The following is a 26228-nucleotide window of genomic DNA, read 5'->3' as shown; positions in this document are numbered from 1 at the left end:
ATAAGGCTGACCATAAATGTGATACCGGTCAGCCTTTTAACTCAAATTTACGCGGTACTATTGGTGGTGAATCGATTTAGTGCAGTTTCAGCCTTGGGCGGATTACCCGGTTGATGCTGCCCACCAGCATCATCAGCCCGGTTTTGAAATAGCCATGCAGCGCGACCTGATGCATGCGGTAAAGCGAGATATAGACGAAACGCGCAATACGCCCTTCCACCATCATCGATCCGCGCATCAGATTGCCCATCAGGCTGCCGACCGTACTGAAGCGCGACAGCGACACCAGCGAACCGTGATCTTTATAAACATAAGGTTTCTGGGGCTGCCCTTTCATCTGCGCCAGAATATTACTTAGCACACGGGAAGCCATCTGGTGTGCAGACTGCGCTCGCGGCGGCACGAAACCGCCGGAAGGCAGCGCACAGGAGGCGCAGTCGCCAATGGCGTAGATATCGGCATCAAGCGTAGTCTGCAACGTAGGTTCCACGACCAGTTGATTGATACGGTTGGTCTCCAGCCCGCCGATCTCCTTCATAAAGTCTGGCGCTTTGATGCCGGCAGCCCAGACCATCAGATCCGCTTCGATAAACTCGCCTGATTTGGTGTTAAGCCCTTTGGCGTCCGCGCTGGTTACCATGGTCTGCGTCAGTACGCGAACGCCCAGCTTAGTCAGCTCCTGGTGCGCGGCGGCAGAGATACGCGGCGGCAGCGCAGGCAGGATGCGTTCGCCTGCTTCGACCAGCGTGACGTTCAGTGCCTGGTTATCCAGCCCTTTGTAGCCGTAGCTGTGCAGCTGTTTGACCGCATTATGCAGCTCGGCTGAAAGCTCAACGCCGGTCGCTCCACCGCCAACGATGGCGATATTCACCTTGCCCTGATCGCCTGCGGCTGAGGAGAACTTAAGGAACAGGTTAAGCATCTCATTATGGAAACGTCGCGCCTGATGCGGGTTATCCAGGAAAATGCAGTTATCTTTCACGCCAGGCGTACCGAAGTCGTTTGAGGTGCTGCCCAGCGCCATCACCAGCGTGTCGTAAGCCAGTTCGCGTTCAGGCACCAGCAACTCACCCTGTTCATTACGGATTTCCGAGAGATGAAGACGCTTATTTTCCCGGTCCAGCCCGGTGAGCGTCCCCAGCTGAAAATGAAAGTGATGGTTGCGCGCATGCGCCAGGTAGCTCAGCGCGTCGATACCTTCGTCCAGCGAGCCGGTGGCCACTTCATGCAGCAGCGGCTTCCATAAATGGCTGTGATTACGATCGACCAGGGTGATTTCTGCCTTCTTTTTCCGGCCCAGCTTGTGGCCCAGCTGGGTGGCAAGTTCAAGGCCTCCGGCTCCCCCGCCGACAATAACAATCTTCTTCATTGGTGTAGTCAAACGACCCCCTCAAAATGTGAACCAATAGTTAATTAAAAGTTAAAATAATATCCTTAATTAACATGGGGTTGGCGATGTTAATTCGCTATCTGAAGGCAGAATAGCACGGGGAAAATCACCCGTCCTGGTAAAATTGATTCATATCAAATTTTAGGAAAGGGACGTAAAGAAAGCGGTGATGGCCCGCAGCCGCAACGCTGCGGGCTCTTATCGCGGGCGGCTCAGCCGAGGCTTTTGAAAGCCTTGATGCGTTGAAGATGTGGGGCGATATTGCTAAATTTATGGGTCTGAACCTCATCCCAGATGATTTCATAACAGGCGTGCAGCGCGTCAGCCGAGCGCTGCACGTCCAGCGCCTCATCCTGACGGGAAAGAATAGCGAGGCAGCGATCGCGGTTTTTTTCACGGAAGTTGCTGACGCACTTGGTCGCAATATCCACATATTCTTCTGGCCGGTTGATTTTGCCAGTCATATTTTCTGCCGGCCACAGGTTTGGATTGAAGATCACCTGGCGGATATCGCTCAGGAAGCCGATCCGCTCCGCCCAGAAGCCGCCCAGCCCCACGCCGCAAATCAAAGGACGTTCGTCTTCACTGCTCTGCAAAAGTTTGTCCGTTTCGTTCAGCAAAAAACGCATGTCATGCTTCGGATGCTGGGTGCTGTAGCTCAGCAGCCGCACGTCAGGATCGATAAACTGCAGCTGAAGCACTTTTTCATGGTTGCCCGGGCTGGTGGAGTCATAGCCGTGCAGATAAATGATCATTGCTCGTCATCCTCTTTGCTTAAGCCATTCAGCTCTCTTTATGCGCCTGCCAGCGCGCATGCAGGGCGCTCAGTGCCTGGTTCGCCGCTTTCCAGCGAGAAGAACTGAGCAGCTGCTGGCGGGTAAATGTGCCCTGATGATAAAGCGTTGTGACGCGTTCAGCCTTGATCGGTGACAGATTATCAAGAATGCTGACCGCGCCGCTGCGGTTATTACAGACCAGGATCATATCGCAGCCCGCGTCCAGCGAGGCCTGTCCACGCTCGGCATAGCTGCCCATAATCGCTGCGCCTTCCATCGACAAATCGTCGGAGAAAATCACGCCCTCAAAGCCCAGTTCACCGCGAAGAATCGTTTTGAGCCAGTGCGGTGAGCCGCTGGCCGGGAGAGGATCCACCTCAGTATAGATAACGTGGGCCGGCATGACGGCATCCAGCTTCTGTCCGGCGATCAGTTCCCGGAAGATTTGCATATCATGACGGCGGATTTCCGCCTCGCTCCGGCTGTCGCGGGGCGTCTCTTTGTGCGAATCGGCGCTGACCGCGCCGTGGCCCGGAAAGTGTTTACCCGTGGTTTTCATGCCTGCGCTGTGCATGCCGTCGATAAAGTGTCGGGCCATTTTCAGTGCAATGGCGGGATCTTCATGAAAACTACGCTCGCCGATAGCGGCGCTGACATGACCAATATCCAGCACCGGCGCAAAGCTGATATCAATATCCATCGCGATCATTTCGCAGGCCATCAGCCAGCCTGCCTGCTCCGCGAGCGTTGCCGCCTCGCTCTGTTCATTCAGTGCGGCAAACGCCTGCATCGCAGGAAGCTGGGTAAAGCCTTCACGGAATCGCTGTACGCGTCCGCCTTCCTGATCCACGGCCACCACCAGACGATGACGTGACGCTGCCCGGATCTGCCTCACCAGTTCCCTTAACTGTGCGGGATCGTGATAATTACGGGTAAAGAGGATAAGTCCACCCACCAGCGGGTGTTGTAAAATTTCACGCTCTTCCGCATCCAGCTCGTAGCCGAGCACGTCTAACATTACCGGTCCCACACTTCACCTCTTAATCGTTTACCACACGCTGCCAGGCCTCTGCCGCCAGCGTGTCAAAAATTGCGTCGCCGCTCTGCTGCCAGCGCAGCTCATACCAGCTGGCCATCAGCAATCTCAGCCAGGGTTGCCACAGGCGGATCTGATGGTTCAGCTGCCTGACATCGAGCCGTTGCTGCTCAGCATAGCGCTCTGTAAGGTCCGACTGGCTCTGCTTATCCAGCCCGTTGCCAGCGATCGTGGCCGCCAGCTCCAGCGCCACATCACCATCGCTGGCGTATTCCCAGTCGATCAGATGCAATCCATCCCGATCAACAATGATATTGCCGGCGTGAATATCCATATGCAGCAAGGCCAGCCGCAGCGGCCTGGGTTCGCCGCGCCTCTGGCACACTTTCAGCGCCTTCAGCCAGCCAGAATGCCGGCGTGACGGGCGGCTTTGCAGCCAGTAGCTTTCAAGCAGTCTGAGCATATCAAGCCGGTAACCGCTGAGCGGCTGCCGGTGGAGCCTGATGACCAGCCCGGTGAGCGGCGCGATACAGTCTGAAAGGCTGCCGCTAGCAAGGGTTTCTCCGGGCAGCCATGACAGTAGCAGCCATTCACGGTTGATGCCCAGCACCGCCGGCGCCAGACCGCTTCCCCCCAGATGGCGCAGAATATGGTATTCACGACGACGGTTAACACCGGGGATGGGATACTCGCTCTGCTGCCTGCGCGCCAGCAGCGTACGTCCGTCCAGCTCGACCTTTCCCGTCTGTCCGGTCAGCCCTGCCAGCGGAAAAAAAGAACCGGCGGATTGCGCCGCCGGAAACTTTTGTGCGAGTAATTTGCTGAGCGAGGGATCAATACTGTGCGTCACCGTTGCCTGACCAGATAATTTCACCTGTCTGCACCAGCATCAGCTGCATCTGAATTTTTGGCGCTTTCACATCCCCCTGCGCGTTGCTGTAAAGCACATATTGCGCCCCGACATATCGCGCCAGCCCAACGGCTTTACTGCGTGAGCCCAGGCTGTCTTCCGCCGAAAGGCCAAGCGTCTGTTTGGCCTGCGCCAGCTGTTCCGGCGCAACCAGCGTAAACTGCGTATTATTCTCCAGCGCGCTCTGCAGCGCAGCGGTCGCTTTTGCCGTCTGCAGCCTGCCGTTGGTGCTGTTTTTAACGCTGTCCACCAGCAGAATGTTACCTGCGGTGATACCGTCCGCTTTTAACATCTGTGCCACCAGTGGTGTGACGGTGGCATCCCAGTTAATGGTCTGCATCTTTGGCGGCTGAGGCACGGTCTCGCCCGGCGCAGGCTGCGCGGGTGGCGGGACAGGTTGCGTGGGCTGGGGCTGGACCGGCTCAACGGGCGCCGGGGGTTGCGTACGCTGTTCACTGATACAGCCGCTGAGAATGAATGCCAGACAGAGCACGCCAGACAGTTTTATATTTTTTTTCACGCGTTAACCTCTTACAGATACAGGTAGAGCCGGACTTTACTGGCCGTCAGATTACCGGTTTGCGAAGATATTTCAACTTCCTCATGCGGGGCGACCACCGCCGTTCCCGGACGCTCAAAGGGCAGGATTTCCAGTCCTTTATCGTCGTACCAGTAGAAGCGATAATGCAGCGTTACCGCTTTTTCCTGCTGGTTATAAAGCACGGATGAAGCCCGCTGCTGTCCGTCGCGTTCGGCGATTACCGGCTGGTTAGTGGTGATCCCAGCGGAGAGCACCGACGATTCCATGATCAGTGACTGTGAAGTATTTATCGTGCTTTGCTCGCTGCTACACCCGGTCAGTAAGGCGAGCAGGGTCACACAGGTTGCGACAGTCCGCATCATAGAGTGTTTATCCGTCATCAATGTCGCCTTACTGCGCCAGCATCGGCCCCAGCGGACGCCCGCCTACAAGGTGCAGATGAATATGGTAGACCTCCTGTCCGCCGTGACGGTTGCAGTTGATGATCAGCCGGTAGCCGTCTTCGGCAATGCCTTCATCTTTGGCAATTTTCGCCGCCACGGTGATCATGCGGCCCAGCGCAGCTTCATGGCCGGCAACGGCATCATTAGCGGTAGGAATAATGATATTCGGCACCACTAGAATATGGGTGGGCGCTTTGGGTGAGATATCCCGAAAGGCGGTAACGAGTTCATCCTGATAAACGATGTCAGCCGGAATTTCACGGCGGATGATTTTACTGAACAGAGTTTCTTCAGCCATAGTGCATATCCTTAAGCGGCGTAGTTAAGTTATGGCAGTATGAGCGAGAAATTTGTTTTCTTTCAACCTTCCCGTCACTTTTCTTTCTGCGGTTGGTTGTAATCAACCCAGTCGCGGCTTTCAGGCATAAAAAAAGGGGCGCTAAAGCGCCCCTTTTCTGTCGTCAGATCATTAACTGTTACGGATATAATCGTCCATCTCAGTTTTCAGGTTATCAGACTTGGTGCCAAAGATGGCCTGGACACCAGAGCCTGCAACCACCACGCCCGCTGCACCTAAACGCTTCAGACCGGACTGATCCACTTTGGATACATCCGCCACGCTTACACGCAGACGAGTGATACAAGCGTCAAGGTTGGTAATGTTCTCTTTACCGCCGAACGCCGCAACCAGGTTACCCGCCATTTCATTGGCCGTACCGGTACTCTGTTCGCTGGTTGTCTCTTCGCGGCCCGGCGTTTTCAGATTGAATTTAGCAATCATCACGCGGAACACGGTGTAGTAGATCAGACCGTAGATGACCCCGACGATAGGGAACAGCCAGATATTGCTGCTGTTGCCGCTCAGAACCACAAAGTCGATCAGGCCGTGTGAGAAGCTGGTACCGTCACGCATGCCCAACAGGATACAGATTGGGAACGCCAGGCCCGCCAGGATGGCATGGATCGCATACAGCACTGGCGCAACGAACATGAACGAGAATTCGATCGGTTCAGTGATACCTGTCAGGAATGAAGTCAGTGCGGCGGAGATCATGATGCCGCCCACTTTGGCACGGTTTTCCGGTTTCGCAGAATGCCAGATGGCAATGGCTGCTGCTGGCAGGCCATACATTTTAAACAGGAAGCCGCCAGAGAGTTTACCTGCCGTCGGGTCGCCCGCCATGTAACGAGGAATATCGCCATGGAAAACCTGGCCCGCTGCGTTGGTGAATTCACCAATCTGCATCTGGAATGGGACGTTCCAGATGTGGTGCAGACCGAAAGGCACCAGAGAACGTTCCACCAGACCGTAAATGCCGAAGGCTACCACTGGGTTCTGATAGGCTGCCCACTGCGAGAAGGTCTGGATCGCCGTCCCGATCGGAGGCCAGATAAAGGAGAGCACGATGCCCAGGAAGATTGCCGCAAGGCCAGAGATAATCGGCACAAAGCGTTTACCGGCAAAGAAGCCCAGATATTCTGGCAGCTTGATGCGGTAGAAGCGGTTAAACATATAAGCGGCGATGGAACCCGCGATAATCCCGCCCAACACGCCGGTATCCGCCAGATGCTTCGCTTCTATTTCGCCCGCTGGCATATGCAGAACCAGGGGTGCCACAACGGCCATGGTTTTCACCATGATGCCGTAAGCAACCACGGCTGCCAGCGCGGAAACACCATCGTTATTGGTGAAGCCCAGCGCCACACCGATCGCAAAGATCAGCGGCATGTTGGCAAAGACGGACCCGCCCGCTTCAGCCATGACGTGAGAAACTACCGCTGGCAACCAGCTGAAGTTAGCCGAGCCGACGCCCAGCAGAATACCGGCAATCGGCAGAACCGAGACCGGTAGCATCAGCGATTTACCGACCTTTTGCAGGTTTGCAAATGCATTCTTAAACATATTGTGGAACTCCTGAGTATGGATGCTTTTTACGCGCACTGCGCGTGACGACAGGGGGAGGATCCGTCGTCGGGAGGGCGTCTTGGCGCGCCCGGTATTTATTTAGAACTCTAAAATAAATCAGTAAAAATTAATTTGATGGCTATCACGTTTCACTCAACAACCCGTAAAGTGGCGGCTTTTTTTTAGGATTAAACCCCATTTTTGCGACTAAAAAAAGCGCATCGCCCGTTCCAGGCGATGCACTCTACGATCGCAGGCAATTAATTACGAGCTATAAAATTATGCTCAACTGCCGCCGAGGCGGGAAAGCGGCACATGGAATAGCCGTGAAAAGTTTTGCGTTGTCGCGGCGGCCATCTCTTCAACGCTCACCCCTTTCAGCACTGCCATATACTCCGCGACGTCGCGGGTGTAGGCAGGCTGGTTCTCTTTACCCCGATGCGGCACGGGCGCCAGATAAGGAGAGTCCGTTTCCACCAGCATTCTGTCCAGTGGGACATAACGTGCTGCCTCACGGATCGTTTCCGCGTTGCGGAAAGTCACGATGCCGGAGAAGGAGATATAAAAACCCATATCAAGCAGCTTCTCTGCGGTTTCGCGATCTTCTGTGAAACAGTGTAGTACGCCACCGCACTCTTCGACGCTTTCTTCTTTCAGAATCGCAAGCGTATCTTCACGTGCGTCGCGTGTATGGACAATTACAGGCTTGTTCAAATCACGGCCAACGCGGATATGTTCGCGGAAAGAGGCCTGCTGCTGCGCTTTGGTTTCCTGCTGATAATAATAGTCCAGGCCCGTCTCGCCCATCGCCACAACACGCGGATCGGCGGCAAGCTGGCGAAGTTCGGCAAAATCATACGGCTCATCCTGATTAAGCGGATGTACGCCGCAGCTGTAGGCCACTTCGGGACGATCGCCAATAAGCTGGGTCATGGCTTTGTAGCCCGGCAGCGTGGTCGCCACAGCCAGCATAAACTTAACGTCGCGCGCGGCGGCTTTGGCCAGCACGTCGGTGATATCCTGATGAAGGTTCTCGTAATCCAGGCCATCAAGATGGCAGTGTGAATCCACTAAAAACATAAATACTCTCTGATTCAGTTAGCCTGCCTGGCATGGAGCATCTGCTCCCAGCCCAGCAGACGGTCGGTTAGCAGCAGTTCACGATTAACCGCTACCACATTCAGTAAACGATCGCGGCAATGCATCCAGTCGCGCACGCTTTGGTCCAGAGCGCTGCCCGGTAACTGCATTGCCAGTGAGGCGATCAGCGGCTGCTGATCGACATTCGCAATAAACGCCCCGCCTCCCTGCTGCCATTTCAGCGCGTCAACCAGCAACGCACAGAGCCAGCCCAGACGACGGGCGGCATCTTCGTGATTTAATGCGGGCAACAGAGTGAGCATATCGCCCTCTACCGCGCCCGGCAGAGAACGGCATAATGTCTGACGGGCGGCCCAGCTTTTTTCTTCCAGCAGCGAGAGCGCCGCAGCGGGCGCGCCACCGCTCAGACGCAGCGCGGTGAGGATCTCATTTTCTGAAGCAGAGCTTTGCTTTTGCAGCCAGCTCAGGCTTTGTCTTTCGTCAGGTGGGGCAAGATGGAAATTAAAGCAGCGGCTGCGCAGGGTCGCGAGCAGCTTTGCCGGCGCCTGACTGCTTAACAGGAACCAGGTATTCGCTGGCGGCTCTTCCAGCGTTTTCAGCAGGGCATTGGCTGCCGCTTCGGTCAGCAGTGCGGCATCTGGCAGCCAGACGACCTTTGCCCCCCCCTGCTGGGCGTGATGATAGAGTTTTTCCGTTACGCTGCGGACAGCATCAATGCCCAGCGAGTTTTTGCCTTTTTCCGGCTCCAGCTTATACCAGTCAGGATGGGTATTCGCCTGCATAAGCTGACAGGCATGACAGTTTCCGCAGCTTTTCAGTCCTTCCCGCCGCTGACACATCAGCCAGCGGCTGATCCCCCAGACCAGCGCATCGTCGCCCATGCCCGGCAGCGCCTGAATCAGCAATGCATGGTGCCCACGCCCTGCCTGGTGCTGGCCGATAAGCTGGCGATAGGGCTGATTCAGCCACGGATACCAGATCATGGCTGTGCCTGTAGCCAGTCGGCCACTACTGCACGAATGGCCTCAGAAACGTCAGCGAGAGGCTGAGTGGCGTCAATGGTTTTAATTCGGGCATCGCTGGCGGCCAGCGTCAGATAACGCTCGCGGGTGCGGCTAAAGAAATTCAGCGATTCCTGCTCGATACGGTCAAGTTCACCGCGTGCGCGAGCGCGCTGAAGCCCGATTTCCGGTGTTACATCGAGATAGAGCGTCAGGTCAGGTGCAAATTCACCCAGCACGCTGTTTTTCAGCTGCGCCATCAGCCCGGTATCCATACCGCGTCCGCCGCCCTGATAAGCCTGCGAAGAGAGATCGTGGCGATCTCCTACCACCCAGGCGCCGCGAGCCAGCGCCGGTTTAATAACGTTTTCAACAAGCTGCACTCTGGCCGCGTACAGCATCAGCAGCTCGGCTTTATCAGTCACCTGCTCGCCTTCCACACCCTGTTTGATTAACTCGCGAAGCTTCTCCGCCAGCGGCGTACCGCCTGGCTCACGGGTAAAGACGATCTCCTGAATGCCCTGACGCTGAAGCTCCGCCACAACCCGATCCCGGGCGGTGGTTTTGCCTGCACCTTCCAGCCCTTCAATCACGATAAATTTACCGTTCATTCTGTTCCTTAACGATCCTGCGCCACTCCTGAACTGCCCGGTTATGGCTTGCCAGATTAGTGGTAAAGGTGTGGCCCCCCTTACCATCCGCGACAAAGTAGAGGAAATTCGTCTTCAGCGGATGTGCGGCGGCTTCAAGCGAGGCTTTGCCCGGCATAGCGATGGGGCCTGGCGGCATCCCGCTTATCACATAGGTATTCCATGGGGTTGGCGTTTCGAGATCCTTTCTTGTCAGGTTCCCTTTATAGCCGTCACCCATGCCATAAATGACCGTCGGATCGGTTTGCAAACGCATCCCCAGCCGGAGACGGTTAATGAAAACTGACGCGACTTTGCTGCGTTCACCGCTGACAGCCGTTTCTTTCTCAATGATGGACGCCATGGTCACCAGATCGTTCTTATTTTTATAAGGAAGATCTGCCATTCGCCCTTCCCAGATCGTATCAACCAAGCTGGTCATCTTCTCATGGGCTCGCTTAAGCAGTTCCACGTCCGTCGTGTTGGCGGTATAGAGATAAGTATTGGGATAAAACCAGCCTTCCAGCTCCTGCTCGTTAAGCTTCAGCGCGGCGGCGACGGTCGCGAGTTTATCATCCGGGATCGTATGCCTGATATAGGGTGCTGCACGTAATGCTGCGAGCCACTCCTGCAAGCGCGTACCTTCAACAAAGCGGACCGGGAACTGGGCTTCAGTCCCTGCAGAAAGCAGCGCCAGCATCTCACGCACGCTCATGCCGCTGGTCAGGCGATAAGTGCCCGCTTTGAAGTTAGCCAGCTCAGGTTCCAGCTTTAACAGCCAGCCGAACCAGGGACTTTCTGGCACAATATGCTGCTGATTCAGACGCGCTTCCAGCGCGATTCGTCCGGAGCCTGCTGGCAGCGTAAAAATAGTTTCCTGATTGATCGTCAGCGCTGAAGCGGCAAACTGGCGGATTTGCCAGTAGCTGAAGGCGACAGCCGCAACAAGAAGAATAATAACCCCGGTAAAAAGTTTTCGCTTTGCTGTCATGAATTATCCATGTTGATTATCGTGGTGGCTTATCAGCTCAAACAGCTGGCGGGAGTTCCAGCGCCAGTTTTCAATCTGGTATACCGGCAGAACCGGCATCAGGGCGTTCGTTATCACCACTTCGTCCACGCTGGCCAGGATTTCAGGCAGCGTCCGAACTTCTTCTACGGTGATGCCCCGCTCGCAAAGCACTCTTATGACGTGCTGACGCTGGATACCCTTCACCCCGGCATGACTCAGATCGGGCGTGAAGACCTTCTCCCCCCGGCGCCAGAATAAATTGGCCGCACAGCATTCCACCAGCAGACCTTCAGTGTCAAGCACCAGTGCTTCATCTGCGCCGGTCTGCTCAAGCTCTGTGCGAATAAGCACCTGCTCAAGCCGGTTAAGGTGCTTAATCCCCGCCAGCAGAGGATTACGGCTCAGGCGCACCGTACTGAGCGCCAGACGGGCGCCCCGCTGACGAAGCTGATGGTAATGCGCCGGATAGGGAGAAACGGACAATATACGGGTCGGCTGCTCGCAGCCCTTCGCGCTGTATCCTCGCCCTCCGGTCCCTCTGGAGAGGATCACCTTCAGTACGCCTTCATCCTGGCCATAAGCGATCGCAATCATTTCTCTGCGCAGGGCGCGCCACTCCACATGGGCAATCTGTAGCCGCTGACACGCCTGACTGAGCCGTTCAATATGCTGTTCGAGGGCCACCACCCTGCCATTGATAAGGCGCGCAGTGGTAAAGCAACCATCACCAAACTGAACAGCGCGATCGTTCGCTACAAGGTGGGTTTCTGGTTCGCCATTAATCCAAATCATGCAGGTCCCCTGAATAGGCATTGCTCAGTGGCTTTCACTGTCCGGCCTGAATTGTACCGCGGTGAACGGATGCCGCAACCCTGCTCACACTTTCCAGGCGAACTGGGCAGATGGAGAGTTTTTAAGTTACGAACAATGTGATGAAAGAGGAGAAGTCTGCTGCCATGCGCCTGACTGGCTGATTTGCTCTGCTACAACGAGGCGGGAAGAGTTGCATTAAAAAGGCCCGCAGCGCGGGCCTTTTCAGACTGACAGACAACGGTCAGATTTTACGGAATATCAACGAACCGTTGGTTCCACCGAAGCCGAAAGAGTTACACAGTGCGTACTCAAGCCCCTTAACCTGACGTGCCGTATGCGGCACAAAGTCCAGATCGCAACCTTCATCCGGATTATCCAGATTGATGGTGGGAGGAATGACCTGGTCGCGCAGTGCAAGGATAGAGTAAATAGACTCTACCGCGCCCGCAGCGCCCAGCAGGTGGCCGGTCATTGACTTGGTTGAGCTGACCATAACGCGGTTAGCAGCCTCACCAAAGACAGACTTCACTGCCTGTGCCTCCGCTTTATCTCCGGCAGGCGTGGACGTGCCGTGCGCGTTGATATAGCCAATCTGTTCTGGCGAAAGTTGCGCATCTTTCAGCGCATTCGTCATCGCCAGCGCCGCGCCTGAACCGTTTTCCGGTGGCGAGGTCATATGGTACGCGTCGCTGCTCATGCCAAAGCCAACCAGCTCGGCATAGATTTTAGCGCCGCGTTTCTTCGCGTGTTCGTATTCTTCCAACATCACGATGCCCGCACCGTCGCCCAGCACAAAGCCATCGCGATCTTTATCCCACGGACGGCTTGCCGCCTGCGGATCGTCATTGCGTGTGGAAAGCGCGCGTGCAGCGCCGAAACCGCCCATTCCCAGCGGAGTACTGCCTTTTTCCGCGCCGCCTGCCAGCATCACATCAGCGTCATTGTAGGCAATGATACGCGCCGCATGGCCAATATTGTGCACGCCGGTTGTACAGGCTGTGGAAATAGCAATACTCGGTCCTTTCATGCCGTACATAATAGTCAGGTGACCCGCTATCATGTTAACAATGGTGGAAGGAACGAAGAAAGGGCTTATTTTACGCGGTCCGCCACTTACCAGCGAGGCGTGGTTTTCTTCAATCAGACCCAGTCCGCCGATGCCAGAACCGATAGCCGCACCAATGCGATCGGCATTTTCATCGGTAATGACCAGTCCGGAATCCTGCATGGCCTGAATGCCAGCGACAACGCCATATTGAATGAAGGCGTCCATCTTGCGCTGATCTTTGCGCGAGATAAACTCTTCACAGTTAAAGTCCTTTACTAAGCCAGCAAAACGCGTTGCGTAGGCACTAGTATCAAAATAGTCGATCGGGCTGATGCCACTCTGACCGGCAACAAGAGCATTCCAGGTAGACTCTACGGTATTGCCGACAGGAGACAACATGCCAAGACCGGTCACAACTACACGACGCTTAGACACGTTCGTCCTCCAGGGAGGGAAAAAATGACACTATATGGGACGTACAGATAAAACTCAGGCGGTCGAATGACCGCCTGGAGATGCTCACTTAAGCCTGGTGACCATTGATGTAATCAATAGCTGCCTGAACGGTCGTGATTTTCTCAGCTTCTTCGTCCGGAATCTCGGTATCAAACTCTTCTTCCAGAGCCATTACCAGCTCAACGGTATCAAGAGAATCAGCGCCCAGATCTTCTACAAAAGAGGCAGTGTTAACAACTTCTTCCTGCTTAACGCCCAGCTGCTCGCCAATGATTTTCTTAACGCGTTCTTCGATAGTGCTCATACTATTAAATTTCCTATCAAAACTCGCTTTCGCGATGGTTTTCGTAGTGTATAAAATGGTGAAAAAGATGCAACTAAATCCCGGCTGGTCAAACCACGATTTTACGCTATTTTGCGGGTATTACCGCAAATAACGCAAATAGTTTCGTGATTATCAGACCATATACATCCCGCCGTTGACGTGCAGCGTCTCACCAGTGATGTAAGCTGCCTCGTCAGAGGCTAAAAATGCAACGGCATTGGCGATTTCCTGCGCGTCGCCGAGGCGACCCGCTGGCACTTCCGCCAGGATGCCCGCACGCTGATCTTCACTCAGCGCACGCGTCATGTCGGTTTCAATGAAACCAGGAGCCACGACGTTAACGGTAATACCACGTGACGCGATTTCACGCGCCAGTGACTTGCTGAAGCCGATCAAACCCGCTTTTGCTGCTGCGTAGTTTGCCTGGCCCGCATTACCCATAGTTCCAACAACGGAACCGATGGTAATAATTCGGCCTACGCGTTTCTTCATCATAGCGCGCATTACCGCTTTTGACAGGCGGAATACTGCAGTCAGATTCGTGTCCAGGATCTCCTGCCACTCCTCTTCCTTCATGCGCATCAGAAGATTATCACGCGTAATGCCAGCATTATTGACTAAAATGTCCACTTCGCCAAATTCAGCGCGAATCGTTTCCAGCACGCTCTCGATGGACGCGCTATCGGTCACGTTGAGCAGCATGCCTTTGCCGTTGTCGCCAAGCCAGCCGCTAATGGCTTCCGCCCCGCTCTGACTGGTCGCCGTGCCAATAACTTTAGCACCGCGGGCAACCAGCGTTTCTGCGATAGCGCGACCAATTCCGCGACTTGCACCGGTAACCAGCGCGATTTTTCCTTCGAAGCTCATCTTTATCCTCGTCTGACTGTTAAAGCGCCGCCGACAGGCTGGCCGGATCGTTAACCGGCGCCGCCGCCAGGGTATCAACAATACGTTTGGTCAGGCCGGTCAGCACTTTGCCTGGCCCCATTTCCAGCAGCGTGGTTATCCCTTGCGCTGCCATAAATTCAACGCAGCCCGTCCAGCGAACCGGGTTGTATAACTGGCGAACCAGCGCATTGCGGATCGCTTCCGGCGAAGTTTCACACCGGACATCAACATTGTTCACCACCGGGAAGACCGGCGTGTTAAAGGTCAGTGCTTCCAGCGCGGCAGCCAGTTTATCGGCTGCGGGTTTCATTAACGCGCAGTGGGAAGGCACGCTGACCGGCAGCGGCAGCGCACGCTTGGCGCCGGCAGCCTTACAGGCCGCACCGGCACGCTCAACTGCCTCTTTATTTCCGGCAATGACCACCTGTCCCGGGGAATTGTAGTTCACCGGTGACACAACCTGTCCCTGTGCGGATTCTTCACAGGCTTTTGCAATGGCGTCATCATCCAGACCGATAATAGCCTGCATTGCGCCCGTGCCTTCCGGCACCGCTTCCTGCATCAGCTTACCGCGCAGCTCAACAAGACGAATAGCATCCGCAAAATCGAGCACGCCCGCACAAACCAGCGCACTATACTCGCCAAGGCTGTGTCCTGCCAGCATTGCGGGCTGAGATCCGCCTTTTTCCTGCCAAACGCGGAAAATAGCAACAGAAGCGGCCAGTAACGCAGGCTGCGTTTGCCAGGTTTTGTTCAGTTCTTCCACAGGGCCATTTTGGACCAGCGCCCAGAGATCGTAACCCAGCGCGTCAGATACCTCACGGAAAGTACGTTCAACCGTCGGATTTTCAACCGCCAGCCCGGCCAGCATACCTACCGCCTGCGATCCCTGACCCGGAAAAACCATTGCAAATTGCGTCATTGTGATGTCCTTTTAATCAAAAACGAACCAGCGCCGAACCCCAGGTGAAACCGCCGCCAAAGGCTTCCAGCAGAACCAGCTGGCCCGGCTTAATACGTCCATCTCGCACAGCTTCATCCAGCGCAGCAGGAACGGAAGCGGCAGAGGTGTTGCCATGGCGATCGAGCGTAACAACCACTTTATCCATCCCCATACCCAGCTTACGGGCGGTGGCGCTGATGATACGCAGGTTGGCCTGATGCGGCACCAGCCAGTCGATGGCTTCGCGTTCGAGATTGTTTGCTTTCAGCGTTTCGTCAACGATATGCGCGAGTTCGGTTACCGCTACCTTAAAGACCTCGTTACCGGCCATCGTCAGATAGGAAGGCTGATCCTGGTTCGCACGATCCTGATAAGGTAGGGTAAGCAGCTGGCCATAACGTCCATCCGCGTGAAGGTGGGTGGAGATGATCCCCTGCTCTTCGCTGGCACCCAGCACCGCAGCCCCCGCACCGTCGCCGAACAGAATGATCGTACCGCGATCTTCCGGATCCAGCGTACGCGCCAGCACGTCAGCACCAATCACCAGCGCGTTTTTGACTACGCCGTTTTTGATGTACTGATCGGCAACGCTCAGCGCATAGGTAAAGCCGGCGCAGGCGGCCGCAAGGTCAAAAGCCGCCGCGTCTTTAATACCCAGCATATTCTGGACCATACAGGCTGAGCTGGGGAAAGCGTGGCTTGATGAGGTGGTGGCCACCACAATCAGACCGATATCGTTTTTATCGACCCCGGCCATTTCCAGCGCGCGTTGCGCCGCCTCAAAGCCCATTGTGGCCACGGTTTCATCCGGTGCAGCAATGCGACGCTCACGAATACCGGTACGGGTGACAATCCACTCGTCCGATGTATCCACCATTTTTTCCAGATCGGCGTTAGTCCGCACCTGTTCGGGCAGATAGCTGCCCGTACCGATAATCTTCGTATACATGTACGTCAGTCACTCTTAGGTAATACAGCCTGTAGGCGCGCAGCAATCCGTTCAGGGATCTGCCGTCGCACCGCCTGCTCTGCCTGTTCGATTGCCGCTGCAAATGCGCGCTGATTGGCACCACCGTGACTTTTAATCACCGTGCCGCGTAATCCTAACAGGCAGGCACCATTGTACTGGTCGGGATTAAGATGGCCGAAGCGCTTACTGAGTCGTTTTTTAACAAAACGCGCTACCAGCGGCATCCACCACGCCTTTTTTTTACCTTCGCTCTGGGATGTCAACAGCGAAAGGAACAGTCTTACCACACCCTCCATGGTTTTTAACGTCACATTGCCCACAAATCCGTCGCAGACCAGCACATCCGTTTTTCCGGTAAGAAGATCGTTACCTTCAAGATATCCAATATAGTTAATTTCCGGCGTCCGGCGCAGAATAGCTGCGGCGTCACGGATGCTGGTCAACCCTTTGGTTTCTTCCTGGCCAATATTCAGCAACGCCACGCGTGGCGAAGCGACAGCCAGGATTTCCTCCGCCATCACGGCGCCCATCACCGCAAACTGCACCAGCATGGCGCTGTCGGAATCGACATTCGCGCCAAGGTCCAGCAGCACCGTTTTCCCCGCCTGCTGATTGGGCAGCACCGTCATCAGTGCCGGACGCTCAATGCCCGCAAGCGGCTTAAGCAGGAGTTTAGAAAGCCCCATCAGCGCACCGGTATTACCGGCGCTGACGCAGGCCTGCGCCCTGCCCGCTTTTACCAGCTCCAGCGCCACGCGCATAGAGGTGCCACGGCTGTGACGTATCGCCTGTGAGGGTAAGGCATCACTCGCAATAACTGACTCGGCAGGAATAACGTCCAGACGTGCCAAAGTGGCTGAATCAGCTTTTGCGAGGAATGGCGTGATGATGTCGGGATCGCCGACCAGAAGAAAATGCAGGTACGGATACGAGGCCAGTGCCTGCATTGCCGCAGGCACTGTCACGCAGGGACCGAAGTCCCCGCCCATGGCGTCTATTGCCAGGGTCAAACGTGTCAAAGTATCGCCGCGCTGTTCCGCAAGAATTACTTAGCGATGACCTTGCGACCGCGGTAGTAGCCATCCGCAGTGATGTGGTGACGCAGATGCGTTTCGCCAGAAACTTTATCTACGGAAAGAGTGGTTGTGGACAGCGCATCGTGAGAGCGACGCATGCCACGTTTGGAACGGGTTGGTTTATTCTGTTGTACGGCCATGGACCTTACTCCTATTACTTACGCTTTAAACTGGCTAATACGGCAAATGGGTTTGGTTTTTCCGCCTCTGGAGGCAATTTGCCAAAGACCATGTCCGCCTCGGACACTTCACAGTGTTCAGAATCATGCACCGGAACGACAGGCAGGGCGAGGATAATTTCATCTTCAACCACCGCCAGCAGATCGATTTCGCCAAACTCGTTGACCTCGATCGGCTCGTACGCTTCCGGCAGTGCTTCAGCCTGCTCGTCGGTGACGACCGGGCTAAAACAATACGTCACGTGGACCTGATGCGGGAAAGACTGGCCGCAGCGTTGACAACACAGCGTAACGGAAACCGCCGCCGTACCCTTGAGTACGGCTAACCGCTGGTTATCAATCGCGAACGACATCGTACATTCAACATCGCTGTCCACGCTCACTACCGATTCGGCCACGCGCTCCACCTGTTCAGGGGTGTAAACGCCCTGATAATCAAGGCGTTTTTGAGCGGTACGGACCGGATCGAGAGTCAGGGGTAATTTTACCTTTTGCATAGGGCGCGCATATTAACTTTGTAACGAGATAGAGTCAAAGAAAAAGGCCGTTTAAACGCACCTTTCCCCCATAATACGCATCCATTGCGGCGCATAGTTTAAAATGCGGCGGACGAATTCGCTATCTATTCTGGAAAAAAATATGACCCGACTTGTTTTAGCTTCAACCTCTCCTTTCCGTAAAGCGCTGCTGGAGAAGCTGGGCCTGCCTTTTATTACTGCTGCGCCGGAGGTGGATGAAACGCCGCAGCCCGGAGAATCCGCGATAGATCTGGTGCAGCGCCTTGCCGCGGCCAAGGCTCGCGCGCTGGCGAAAAGCTATTCTGACCATCTGATTATCGGCTCCGATCAGGTTTGCGTAATAGACGGCAAGATAACCGGAAAACCGCATACGGAAGAGAAAGCCTGCGATCAACTACGCCAGGCCAGCGGCCATAGCGTGATTTTTTATACCGGCCTTGCGCTTTTTAATAGCAGCGAGGATAGCCTGAAGGTGATTTGTGAACCTTTCAGCGTGGATTTCAGATCATTAACGGAGCAGGAGATTATTAATTATGTTCGCAAAGAGCAGCCGCTGGGCTGTGCAGGTAGCTTTAAGAGCGAAGGATTAGGCATCACGCTATTCGACAGATTAACGGGCCGCGATCCTAATACGCTGGTCGGGCTGCCGCTGATCGCGCTTTGTGAAATGCTGCGGGAAGCGGGAGTCGATCCGCTAAAAGGTCAGGTCTGTCCCGGATCAGCTGCTTCCGGCAGGTAAGCACAGCGAGAGGGGTTATCCGGAACAAAGACTCGCAAAAAACGTCATTCCTGACACGCTCTGTTCGCGCTGCCCATGGCGCGGAAAGGTCCGCCTATCCAGATAGCCCTCCCGCCAGCAGCAAGGCCGTGGTGGTAAAGAGGAGTTGCTTGTAAGTACGGCCTGCAACTTATTACCACAGGAAGCCTGTGGCAAAAGAGCGGGATTTGCACTCCTTTCTTTTCGACAACAGTGCAATCTATAGATGGCAGTCAGGTACGTCTCAGCCGGACGTTTACCGCAGCGATGCGGCAAGCGAGCATCCCGTGACGGATTCAGGACGTTCTGGCAGAACCGTACCTTACCGCTGACGATCTCCAGAACCCTTTTGACCGGCTTTTACTAAAGCCAGTCATCCCAGCCTGACCTGGAGCGATGATGCACCAGGCATCACTTCGCCGGAGAATGCTTCCGCAGCACCTCAAGACAGCGCTTCAGATCAGCATCCAGCGGCGCCTCTACACGCATCACTTCTCCCGTATTTGGATGAGTGAATTTCAGCGCAGCGGCATGTAAAAACAGCCTTTTAAGGCCGGTCGGTGCCAGCTGTGCATCAAAGTCGCGCTCGCCGTAACGATCGTCACAGGCGATAGGATGGCCCGCATGCAGGGTATGCACACGGATCTGGTGAGTCCTGCCGGTGATGGGGCTCGCCTTGATCAGCGTAGCATTCGCAAATCGCTCTTCGACTTTGAAACGCGTTTCTGAGGGTTTCCCCTCGCTGTTAACCCGGACAATGCGCTCTCCGCTTTGCAGAATATTTTTCAAAAGGGGAGCCTGAACGGATTTGATATGCGATGGCCACTGGCCGCGTACCAGCGCCAGATAATCCTTCTGCATTCCCTTTTCACGCAGCTGTTCGTGTAGCGATCGCAATGCGGAACGCTTTTTGGCCACCAGCAGGATGCCTGACGTGTCGCGATCCAGGCGGTGAACCAGCTCAAGGAAGCGGGCCTCAGGGCGCAGCGCCCGCAATCCTTCAATGACACCAAAGCTTAACCCGCTGCCGCCATGTACAGCCGTACCGGAAGGCTTATTCATCACGAGAATATACTCATCCTCATAAAGAATCGCCTTCGACAGCGCCGCCACTTTATCCAGTTTGGGGGAAACAGCGGCCTCGTCACGTTCAGCAACACGGACCGGCGGAATACGGACTTCATCGCCGGCGACAAGCTTATATTCCGGCTTAATGCGTCCTTTATTTACCCGTACCTCACCCTTACGCAGAATGCGGTAAATCATGCTTTTCGGCACGCCTTTAAGCTGCGTACGTAAAAAATTATCGATGCGTTGTCCTGCTTCATCGGCAGAAATCGTCACGATCTGTACTGCTGGAGTATTGGTTTTCATGGTGCGCGATTCTAAATAGGGCGTGAGGATAGCGCCACATCTTTTTCTGTGCTTAACTGTCTGTAAGCCTTTTTCACTGCGCTTTTGCGGCCAGTTTTTAGGCAATTTGCATTGATGTTATGCAATTCCTCTTAAAAGCTGGAATAAACATCGCAACGTGGAAAAAGTCACCTTGCTATCACAAGGTTAGCAATGGAATAATGTTATCGTTTTCCTGGTTCAAACCTTGTGAAACAAGTAAATAGCCTTAATAAGAAATTTTGCCGGATAGCCCATACACGCAGCAATGGCGTAAGACGTTTTAGGTAATCAGGCATTTAGCGGGCTGCGGGTTGCGGCCTGGACGACAAGACGGGATTGGTTCACTCAGGTTTTAACTGGCGGCTCCCCTCTTTCATTTAAAAGCGCTGTTTTTCCTAATGTGAAACAGGCTGCCGAGATTTTGCGCCCCTTGAGCCGCCGACAACCGGGAGGTTGACGGCTTTGCGATGAGACACGGGGCCATCGGTGAGATCGCGTCCAGCGTTACTATTGCCCGTAGCTTTGTCACTAATGTAAGAATAATGAGTAAGTTACGATGAAAAGAATGTTGATAAACGCGACTCAGCAGGAGGAGTTGCGTGTCGCTCTTGTGGATGGACAGCGACTGTATGACCTGGATATTGAAAGCCCGGGACATGAACAGAAGAAGGCTAACATCTATAAAGGCAAAATTACCCGCATTGAACCCAGTCTTGAAGCGGCTTTCGTCGATTACGGCGCTGAAAGGCACGGTTTCCTCCCCCTGAAAGAAATCTCCCGCGAATACTTCCCCAGCAACTACGCCTCGCATGGTCGTCCTAATATTAAAGACGTGCTGCGTGAAGGTCAGGAAGTTATCGTTCAGATTGATAAAGAAGAGCGCGGTAATAAAGGTGCAGCCTTAACAACCTTTATCAGCCTGGCTGGCAGCTATCTGGTGCTGATGCCGAATAATCCCCGCGCGGGCGGCATTTCGCGCCGTATCGAAGGTGACGATCGTACCGAGCTGAAAGAAGCGCTTTCCGCACTGGAACTGCCGGAAGGCATGGGCCTGATTGTCCGTACCGCCGGGGTGGGGAAATCCGCCGAGGCGTTACAGTGGGATTTAAGCTTCCGCATGAAGCACTGGGAAGCCATTAAGAAAGCGGCAGACAGCCGCCCTGCGCCTTTTCTGATCCACCAGGAAAGTAACGTCATTGTTCGCGCTTTCCGCGACTACCTCCGTCAGGATATCGGTGAGATCCTGATCGATAACCCTAAAGTGCTGGAGCTGGCTCGTCAGCATATCGCAGCCCTGGGCCGTCCGGACTTTAGCAGCAAAATTAAGCTCTATACCGGCGAAATCCCGCTTTTCAGCCACTATCAGATCGAATCCCAGATTGAGTCTGCCTTCCAGCGCGAAGTGCGTCTGCCTTCCGGCGGTTCAATTGTTATTGATACAACCGAAGCGCTGACCGCCATTGATATCAACTCTGCCCGCGCCACGCGCGGTGGTGATATCGAAGAGACCGCTTTCAATACCAACCTGGAAGCCGCCGATGAGATTGCCCGCCAGCTGCGTCTGCGCGATCTGGGTGGTCTGATCGTCATCGATTTTATCGACATGACCCCGGTCCGCCATCAGCGTGCCGTTGAAAACCGCCTGCGCGAAGCTGTCCGCCAGGATCGCGCCCGTATCCAGATCAGCCATATTTCCCGCTTTGGTCTGCTGGAGATGTCCCGTCAGCGCCTCAGCCCGTCGCTGGGCGAGTCCAGTCATCACGTCTGCCCGCGTTGTAGTGGCACCGGCACCATCCGTGATAACGAATCGCTTTCACTCTCTATTTTGCGCCTGATTGAAGAAGAAGCGCTGAAAGAGAACACCAAAGAAGTTCACGCTATCGTACCGGTACAGATTGCCTCTTACCTGCTGAACGAAAAACGTGAAGCAGTGAGCGCCATCGAGAAACGTCAGGGCGGCGTGCGTGCGATTATCGTGCCTAACGACCAGATGGAAACGCCGCACTACTCCGTATTGCGCGTTCGCAGCGGTGAAGAAACCCAGACGCTCAGTTACCATCTGCCGAAGCTGCATGAGGCCGAAATGGCGCTGCCTTCGGAAGAAGAACATGCTGAGCGTAAGCGTCCTGAACAGCCTGCACTGGCCGCCTTCGTGATGCCTGATGCACCACCTGTTCATCAGGAAGCCCCAGCGTCGCCTGCGACTGCCCCAGCGCCTCAGGCACCGGCAAAAGCACCGGCTGCTGAAGCACAGCCTGGTTTACTGAGCCGTTTCGTCCGCGGTCTGAAGAATTTGTTCGCGGGTGAAGAGAAAGCGCCGGCCGAACAGCCTCAGCCTGTGGTTGAAGAAACCGTGACAGAGGCGCCTGCCGCTGCACCACGTGGCGAACGTCGTAACAACCGTCGTCAGAATAACCGTCGCGACCGCAGCGGTGAGCGCTATGGCGATCGCAGTGAGCGGACGACGGATCGTAACGATCGCAATAAAGACCGTAGCGAGCGCGGCGAACGTAACGACCGCGGTGAACGTAACGACCGCGGTGAACGTAACGATCGCGGTGAACGTAACGATCGCGGTGAGCGTAACGATCGCAACAACAACCGTAACGAACGTATGGTTCGCGATCGCGACACCAGTGCAGTAGAAGGCCGTGACGATAACCGTCGCAACAAGCGTAACAACGTGGCCCCGATCGACGTGCGGGATGAACAGCAGCCAGCTGCCGAAGAAGCGCGCAGTGAGCAGCAGCCTCGTCGCGAACGTAACGATCGCACACGTCGTCGCCAGGAACGTCCTGTCGTGGTGGAGGATGAGAAACAGCCGGAAGCGGTTGAAGCGGTTGTCGCTGAAGAGACCACCGCCACTGGCGAAGAGACCGTTCAGGTTATGCCACGGCGCAAACCTCGTCAGCTGAGCCAGAAAGTGCGCATCGAAACGGCGGAACAGACCGCAGCCCGCTCCTTCGAACCTGAAGCGCCTGCAGCTGAAGCGGAAGAAGTCCTACCGGCCGTAGCGGATCATCTCGCCGGTCCGGATGAGAACGAAGAGCGCGAAAGCAACAGTATGCCGCGTCGCTCACGTCGTTCACCCCGCCATCTGCGCGTGAGTGGACAGCGTCGTCGTCGTTATCGCGATGAGCGTTATCCTAACCAGTCGCCGATGCCGCTGACCTTCGCCGCCGCCTCACCGGAAATGGCTTCCGGCAAAGTATGGGTTTCTTATCCTGTGGCCCAGGTTGCTGATGAGCATGCCGAACCTGAGCAGTCCGTAGTGCCTGAGTATGGTCATGAAGATACGGCAGATGCTGTAGCTGTGGCCTCTGCTGCCCAGGCTATCCCGACTGAAGCGCAACAGAGCGAATCCCAGCCGGTCCATAGGGCTGAGCCACAGCCGGAAAATCACCCCCCAGTGACGCCGGTTGATGCGGCCGAAACCGATGCTATCGATGCGCCTGTGAATGAAGAGCCGGCTGTTATTTCCGCCGCGGATGAAGCCGTTGCCGAAGCAACAGCTAAACAGGCACTGCCTGCCGATGAAGCGCCTGCGGATAAAGCTTTCGTTGACGAAGTGAAAGAGATCGTCGAAGAAGCAAAACTGGCTGAAGCGCCGGATTCTGCTATCGAGCCACAGCAGCCCGCTGCTGTTAACGCCGCAGACATCAGCGAAGAAACGGAAAAGCAGGTTGAGGAAGTTCTGAACGCACCGACGGTGACGGATGCCCCGCTGGTGACAAACGAACCTCATGCGCCAGTTCCTGCACGGGACGAACCAGCTACCGCACCAGAAGCGGCTCCGGCTGCACAGGCTCCGGCCTCTGCACCAGCGGCAGCTCCGGCGGCACAGGCTCCTGCCTCTGCATCAGCGGCAGCTCCGGCGGCACAGGCTCCGGCCTCTGCACCAGAAGCGGCTCCGGCTGCACAGGCTCCGGTCTCTGCACCAGAAGCGGCCCCGGCTGCACAGGCTCCTGCCTCTGCACCAGCAGCGGCTCCGGCGGCACAGGCTCCGGTCTCTGCACCAGAAGCGGCTCCGGCTGCACAGGCTCCGGTCTCTGCACCAGCGGCAGCTCCGGCTGCCCAGGCTCCGGTTGATGCTGAACCAGCGCCCACCACCGCTGTAACAGAGGTTGCCAGTGTACCAGCTCAGCCTGCGTTTAAGCATCATGCGACAGCGCCGATGACGAAAGCGCCAGCACCCGCTTATGAGCCTGAACCGGCGCGCAGCAGTGACTGGGAACGCCCTGCTTTCAATTTTGAAGGCAAAGGGTCTGCCGGTGGTCACGCCGCAACCCATCAGGCGACAGCACCGGCAACGCGTCCGTAGCCGTTCGTTCGCTGCATAAAAGCCCCGGTCATCTGACCGGGGCTTTTTTTATCTGCCCGACCCTGCCTGGTTTATTTCTGCTGCCATCCAGCTCATGAGGTTATCTGCCCTGCCTCAGTCACCGCCGCTCATTTTTTTAAAGGCTGCACCTATCCGCTGCTCCTCTGCTTATCGACTGTGGATCTATCTGTCTGTATCTCAGAAGCTTTACTGTTGCTACGGCTTATTTTTGCCGCTTGAGTGCCACCCGCTACTCCAGCCTTATTCATTCGGTTTTTATTTTCTGAGGCTGAATATTTCCGCCGCCCCTGATCCGCTACCGCAGTACTTTTCTTAGTTTTAGACAATCTGCTACGACCTTAGAGCAAAGATTACCGCTGTGGATCACATAACAGATTGCAGGCAGGCGTTCCACTGATGGAATAGCTGAGTAACCTGTGTGGAGGCAACGCCGCCCGGATTATTTAAGAAGTCATACTGTAGCCTCCTCCATCTTCAGATAAGGAGAAGCATTGCGAAAATTTTTTGAAAGGTTGCGGTGGAGAGTCTGGGGAAGAGCGAAAGTAAGTGTATATATGAATGTACGAATGCAAGGATGTATGGATACAGGAATGCAGTCCAGAAGATAAAGGTATCAGGGTGAAGAGTAGAGAACGGATATCTGAGGATGGAGAATGCATAACATCGTATGCAGTAACCAGAATAAAACACCCTGATCCAGATAAAAAAATCCCGCAGTCAGATGGTTAGTGCTGACCGCGGGGGAAACTGAACGCACCCGGTTTAAGCGCGCCCAAAGGTAAAACTTTTACATATTCATTTTGAACAGTGACATGCCTGACATATCGCTAAATACACGGTAAGAAGCCTGAAGCGCCGCTTGCTGCATCATATAAGAAGAGATTGTGCTGGTAACATCGGCATCCACCAGTCCGCTCATCTGCAGTTTCTGGTTAAGCGCGGTGTTATCCCCTTTTTCATCCAGTTTTCCGAGTTCATCCAGTTGAATGCCAAGCTCTGAGCGCACTTTAAGAACGTTATTCAGGGAGTTGCGCAGGCCGCGGTTGGTTTTATCCAGCACCGCTGCTTCGGCATCTTTGGTAGCGTCATCGGCATTTTCCAGCGGCTTACTCAGCGAGGCGATCGCACTATTGAGCGTGGCGAACAAATTACCTTCACTGGGATCACCATTAGGCTCCGCCACCGCGTTACTGGTAATCGACATAAACACATCGCGACCGGTATGGCTGGTCACCATGGTACGGTTAGCATCCACTTTCTGACTGATTGGCGTATCACCGCCGTTATAAGTCACATCACCGTTGGCGTCTTTCGTAAAAGGCGCGGTGTCAGATTTATAACCGGCAAACATATAGCGGCCGTTACCGTCAGTGGCGTTAGCCAGGTTCAGCAACTGGTCGCGCAGACCAGACAGCTGAGTGGCGTAAGAGGCGCGGTCATCGTCCGATAAAGTGCCGTTAGAGGCGGCAACAATCGCAGTCTGGGCATCCTGGATGACGCTGACAACCTGCTTGAGATTGGTCTCTTCCTGCGAAACCGCAGTGGTGGCAAAGTTGCGGGCCGTTTTGAACTGGTCAGTTTCAGCCTGCGCCTGTGACAGAACAACGGCCTGGGCCGCGGCGACAGGATCGTCAGACGGGTTCACGACGCGTTTGCCCGATGAGAGCTGTTCGCCTACTTTCAACCAGCCTTCCTGCGAACTGCTGACACCCCGCATTTGCTGGTCATAAATCATGGTAGTGCTGAGACGCATGATGTTTTCCTTATACCGCT

25 protein-coding genes are annotated in these 26228 nt (G+C 55.2%); 2 read left to right on the top strand and 23 right to left on the bottom strand.

Translation table 11 applies throughout. The features are described 5' to 3' along the window. Window positions 1–76: 76 nt before the first annotated feature. The 21 genes from EA20_RS0115790 to yceD all read right to left on the bottom strand — a co-directional run bounded on the left by EA20_RS0115790 (window position 77) and on the right by yceD (window position 17940). Window positions 77–1381 (bottom strand): NAD(P)/FAD-dependent oxidoreductase, encoded by a 1305-nt coding sequence (locus EA20_RS0115790; RefSeq protein ID WP_024967749.1) that lies wholly within the window; start codon window positions 1379–1381, stop codon window positions 77–79. Window positions 1382–1602: 221 nt separating this feature from the next. After that, window positions 1603–2145, bottom strand: coding sequence for an alpha/beta hydrolase YcfP (ycfP, locus tag EA20_RS0115785; protein ID WP_024967748.1), 543 nt, complete (start codon window positions 2143–2145; stop codon window positions 1603–1605). Between the two features lie 28 nt (window positions 2146–2173). Continuing rightward, complete coding sequence (nagZ, locus tag EA20_RS0115780) at window positions 2174–3196, bottom strand: beta-N-acetylhexosaminidase (protein ID WP_024967747.1); 1023 nt, start codon at window positions 3194–3196, stop codon at window positions 2174–2176. A 10-nt stretch (window positions 3197–3206) separates the two neighbouring features. Continuing rightward, complete coding sequence (thiK, locus tag EA20_RS0115775; protein ID WP_051516384.1) at window positions 3207–4076, bottom strand: thiamine kinase; 870 nt, start codon at window positions 4074–4076, stop codon at window positions 3207–3209. Further along, a complete protein-coding gene (gene lpoB / locus EA20_RS0115770; RefSeq protein WP_024967745.1) occupies window positions 4036–4632 on the bottom strand; it encodes a penicillin-binding protein activator LpoB in 597 nt (198 codons plus the stop codon). Before lpoB ends, thiK begins: the two co-directional genes overlap by 41 nt. 11 nt (window positions 4633–4643) lie before the next feature. Then, window positions 4644–5012 (bottom strand): YcfL family protein, encoded by a 369-nt coding sequence (locus EA20_RS0115765; RefSeq protein ID WP_024967744.1) that lies wholly within the window; start codon window positions 5010–5012, stop codon window positions 4644–4646. 31 nt (window positions 5013–5043) lie between these two features. Next, entirely contained in the window at window positions 5044–5394 is a 351-nt protein-coding gene (hinT, locus tag EA20_RS0115760; RefSeq protein WP_024967743.1) for a purine nucleoside phosphoramidase, read from the bottom strand. Between the two features lie 171 nt (window positions 5395–5565). Then, entirely contained in the window at window positions 5566–6999 is a 1434-nt protein-coding gene (gene ptsG, locus EA20_RS0115755) for a PTS glucose transporter subunit IIBC (protein WP_024967742.1), read from the bottom strand. Window positions 7000–7287: 288 nt separating this feature from the next. Further along, complete coding sequence (locus EA20_RS0115750; protein WP_024967741.1) at window positions 7288–8082, bottom strand: metal-dependent hydrolase; 795 nt, start codon at window positions 8080–8082, stop codon at window positions 7288–7290. A 14-nt stretch (window positions 8083–8096) separates the two neighbouring features. After that, window positions 8097–9086, bottom strand: coding sequence for a DNA polymerase III subunit delta' (holB, locus tag EA20_RS0115745; protein ID WP_024967740.1), 990 nt, complete (start codon window positions 9084–9086; stop codon window positions 8097–8099). After that, complete coding sequence (gene tmk / locus EA20_RS0115740; RefSeq protein ID WP_024967739.1) at window positions 9083–9715, bottom strand: dTMP kinase; 633 nt, start codon at window positions 9713–9715, stop codon at window positions 9083–9085. Before tmk ends, holB begins: the two co-directional genes overlap by 4 nt. Continuing rightward, entirely contained in the window at window positions 9705–10724 is a 1020-nt protein-coding gene (mltG, locus tag EA20_RS0115735; RefSeq protein WP_024967738.1) for an endolytic transglycosylase MltG, read from the bottom strand. Before mltG ends, tmk begins: the two co-directional genes overlap by 11 nt. A gap of 3 nt (window positions 10725–10727) precedes the next feature. After that, window positions 10728–11537: an aminodeoxychorismate lyase gene (gene pabC / locus EA20_RS0115730; RefSeq protein WP_024967737.1), complete on the bottom strand. Its 810-nt coding sequence runs from the start codon at window positions 11535–11537 to the stop codon at window positions 10728–10730. A gap of 262 nt (window positions 11538–11799) precedes the next feature. After that, window positions 11800–13041 (bottom strand): beta-ketoacyl-ACP synthase II, encoded by a 1242-nt coding sequence (gene fabF, locus EA20_RS0115725; RefSeq protein WP_024967736.1) that lies wholly within the window; start codon window positions 13039–13041, stop codon window positions 11800–11802. Window positions 13042–13129: 88 nt separating this feature from the next. Further along, window positions 13130–13366: an acyl carrier protein gene (gene acpP / locus EA20_RS0115720; RefSeq protein WP_004157115.1), complete on the bottom strand. Its 237-nt coding sequence runs from the start codon at window positions 13364–13366 to the stop codon at window positions 13130–13132. A gap of 153 nt (window positions 13367–13519) precedes the next feature. Further along, entirely contained in the window at window positions 13520–14254 is a 735-nt protein-coding gene (gene fabG, locus EA20_RS0115715) for a 3-oxoacyl-ACP reductase FabG (RefSeq protein WP_024967735.1), read from the bottom strand. 19 nt (window positions 14255–14273) lie between these two features. After that, window positions 14274–15197 carry an ACP S-malonyltransferase gene (gene fabD, locus EA20_RS0115710; protein ID WP_024967734.1) on the bottom strand — a complete coding sequence of 308 codons (924 nt, stop codon included), beginning with the start codon at window positions 15195–15197 and terminating at the stop codon, window positions 14274–14276. A 16-nt stretch (window positions 15198–15213) separates the two neighbouring features. Further along, entirely contained in the window at window positions 15214–16167 is a 954-nt protein-coding gene (locus EA20_RS0115705; RefSeq protein ID WP_024967733.1) for a beta-ketoacyl-ACP synthase III, read from the bottom strand. Window positions 16168–16172: 5 nt separating this feature from the next. After that, entirely contained in the window at window positions 16173–17207 is a 1035-nt protein-coding gene (plsX, locus tag EA20_RS0115700) for a phosphate acyltransferase PlsX (protein WP_024967732.1), read from the bottom strand. 26 nt (window positions 17208–17233) lie between these two features. After that, window positions 17234–17404, bottom strand: coding sequence for a 50S ribosomal protein L32 (gene rpmF / locus EA20_RS20380; RefSeq protein WP_071995435.1), 171 nt, complete (start codon window positions 17402–17404; stop codon window positions 17234–17236). Between the two features lie 14 nt (window positions 17405–17418). Further along, window positions 17419–17940, bottom strand: a complete 522-nt coding sequence (gene yceD / locus EA20_RS0115695; RefSeq protein WP_024967731.1) for a 23S rRNA accumulation protein YceD — start codon at window positions 17938–17940, stop codon at window positions 17419–17421. A gap of 142 nt (window positions 17941–18082) precedes the next feature. Here yceD and EA20_RS0115690 point away from each other — a divergent pair, with 142 nt between their 5' ends. Further along, window positions 18083–18700 carry a nucleoside triphosphate pyrophosphatase gene (locus EA20_RS0115690; protein WP_024967730.1) on the top strand — a complete coding sequence of 206 codons (618 nt, stop codon included), beginning with the start codon at window positions 18083–18085 and terminating at the stop codon, window positions 18698–18700. Window positions 18701–19129: 429 nt separating this feature from the next. On the opposite strand, the gene rluC is transcribed toward EA20_RS0115690, so the two are convergent. Further along, window positions 19130–20092 (bottom strand): 23S rRNA pseudouridine(955/2504/2580) synthase RluC, encoded by a 963-nt coding sequence (gene rluC, locus EA20_RS0115685; protein ID WP_024967729.1) that lies wholly within the window; start codon window positions 20090–20092, stop codon window positions 19130–19132. Window positions 20093–20669: 577 nt separating this feature from the next. On the opposite strand from rluC, the gene rne reads away from it, so the two are divergent. Further along, entirely contained in the window at window positions 20670–24434 is a 3765-nt protein-coding gene (rne, locus tag EA20_RS0115680; RefSeq protein ID WP_024967728.1) for a ribonuclease E, read from the top strand. Between the two features lie 808 nt (window positions 24435–25242). On the opposite strand, the gene flgL is transcribed toward rne, so the two are convergent. Continuing rightward, on the bottom strand, window positions 25243–26208 hold the full coding sequence (gene flgL / locus EA20_RS0115675; RefSeq protein WP_024967727.1) for a flagellar hook-associated protein FlgL: 966 nt from the start codon (window positions 26206–26208) through the stop codon (window positions 25243–25245). Window positions 26209–26228 lie beyond the last annotated feature (20 nt).

This window comes from Pantoea sp. IMH, from assembly GCF_000599885.1.
Taxonomy (GTDB): domain Bacteria; phylum Pseudomonadota; class Gammaproteobacteria; order Enterobacterales; family Enterobacteriaceae; genus Erwinia.
The sequence above is the reverse complement of the archived record's forward strand: the minus strand, read 5'-3'. Positions and strand labels throughout refer to the sequence as shown.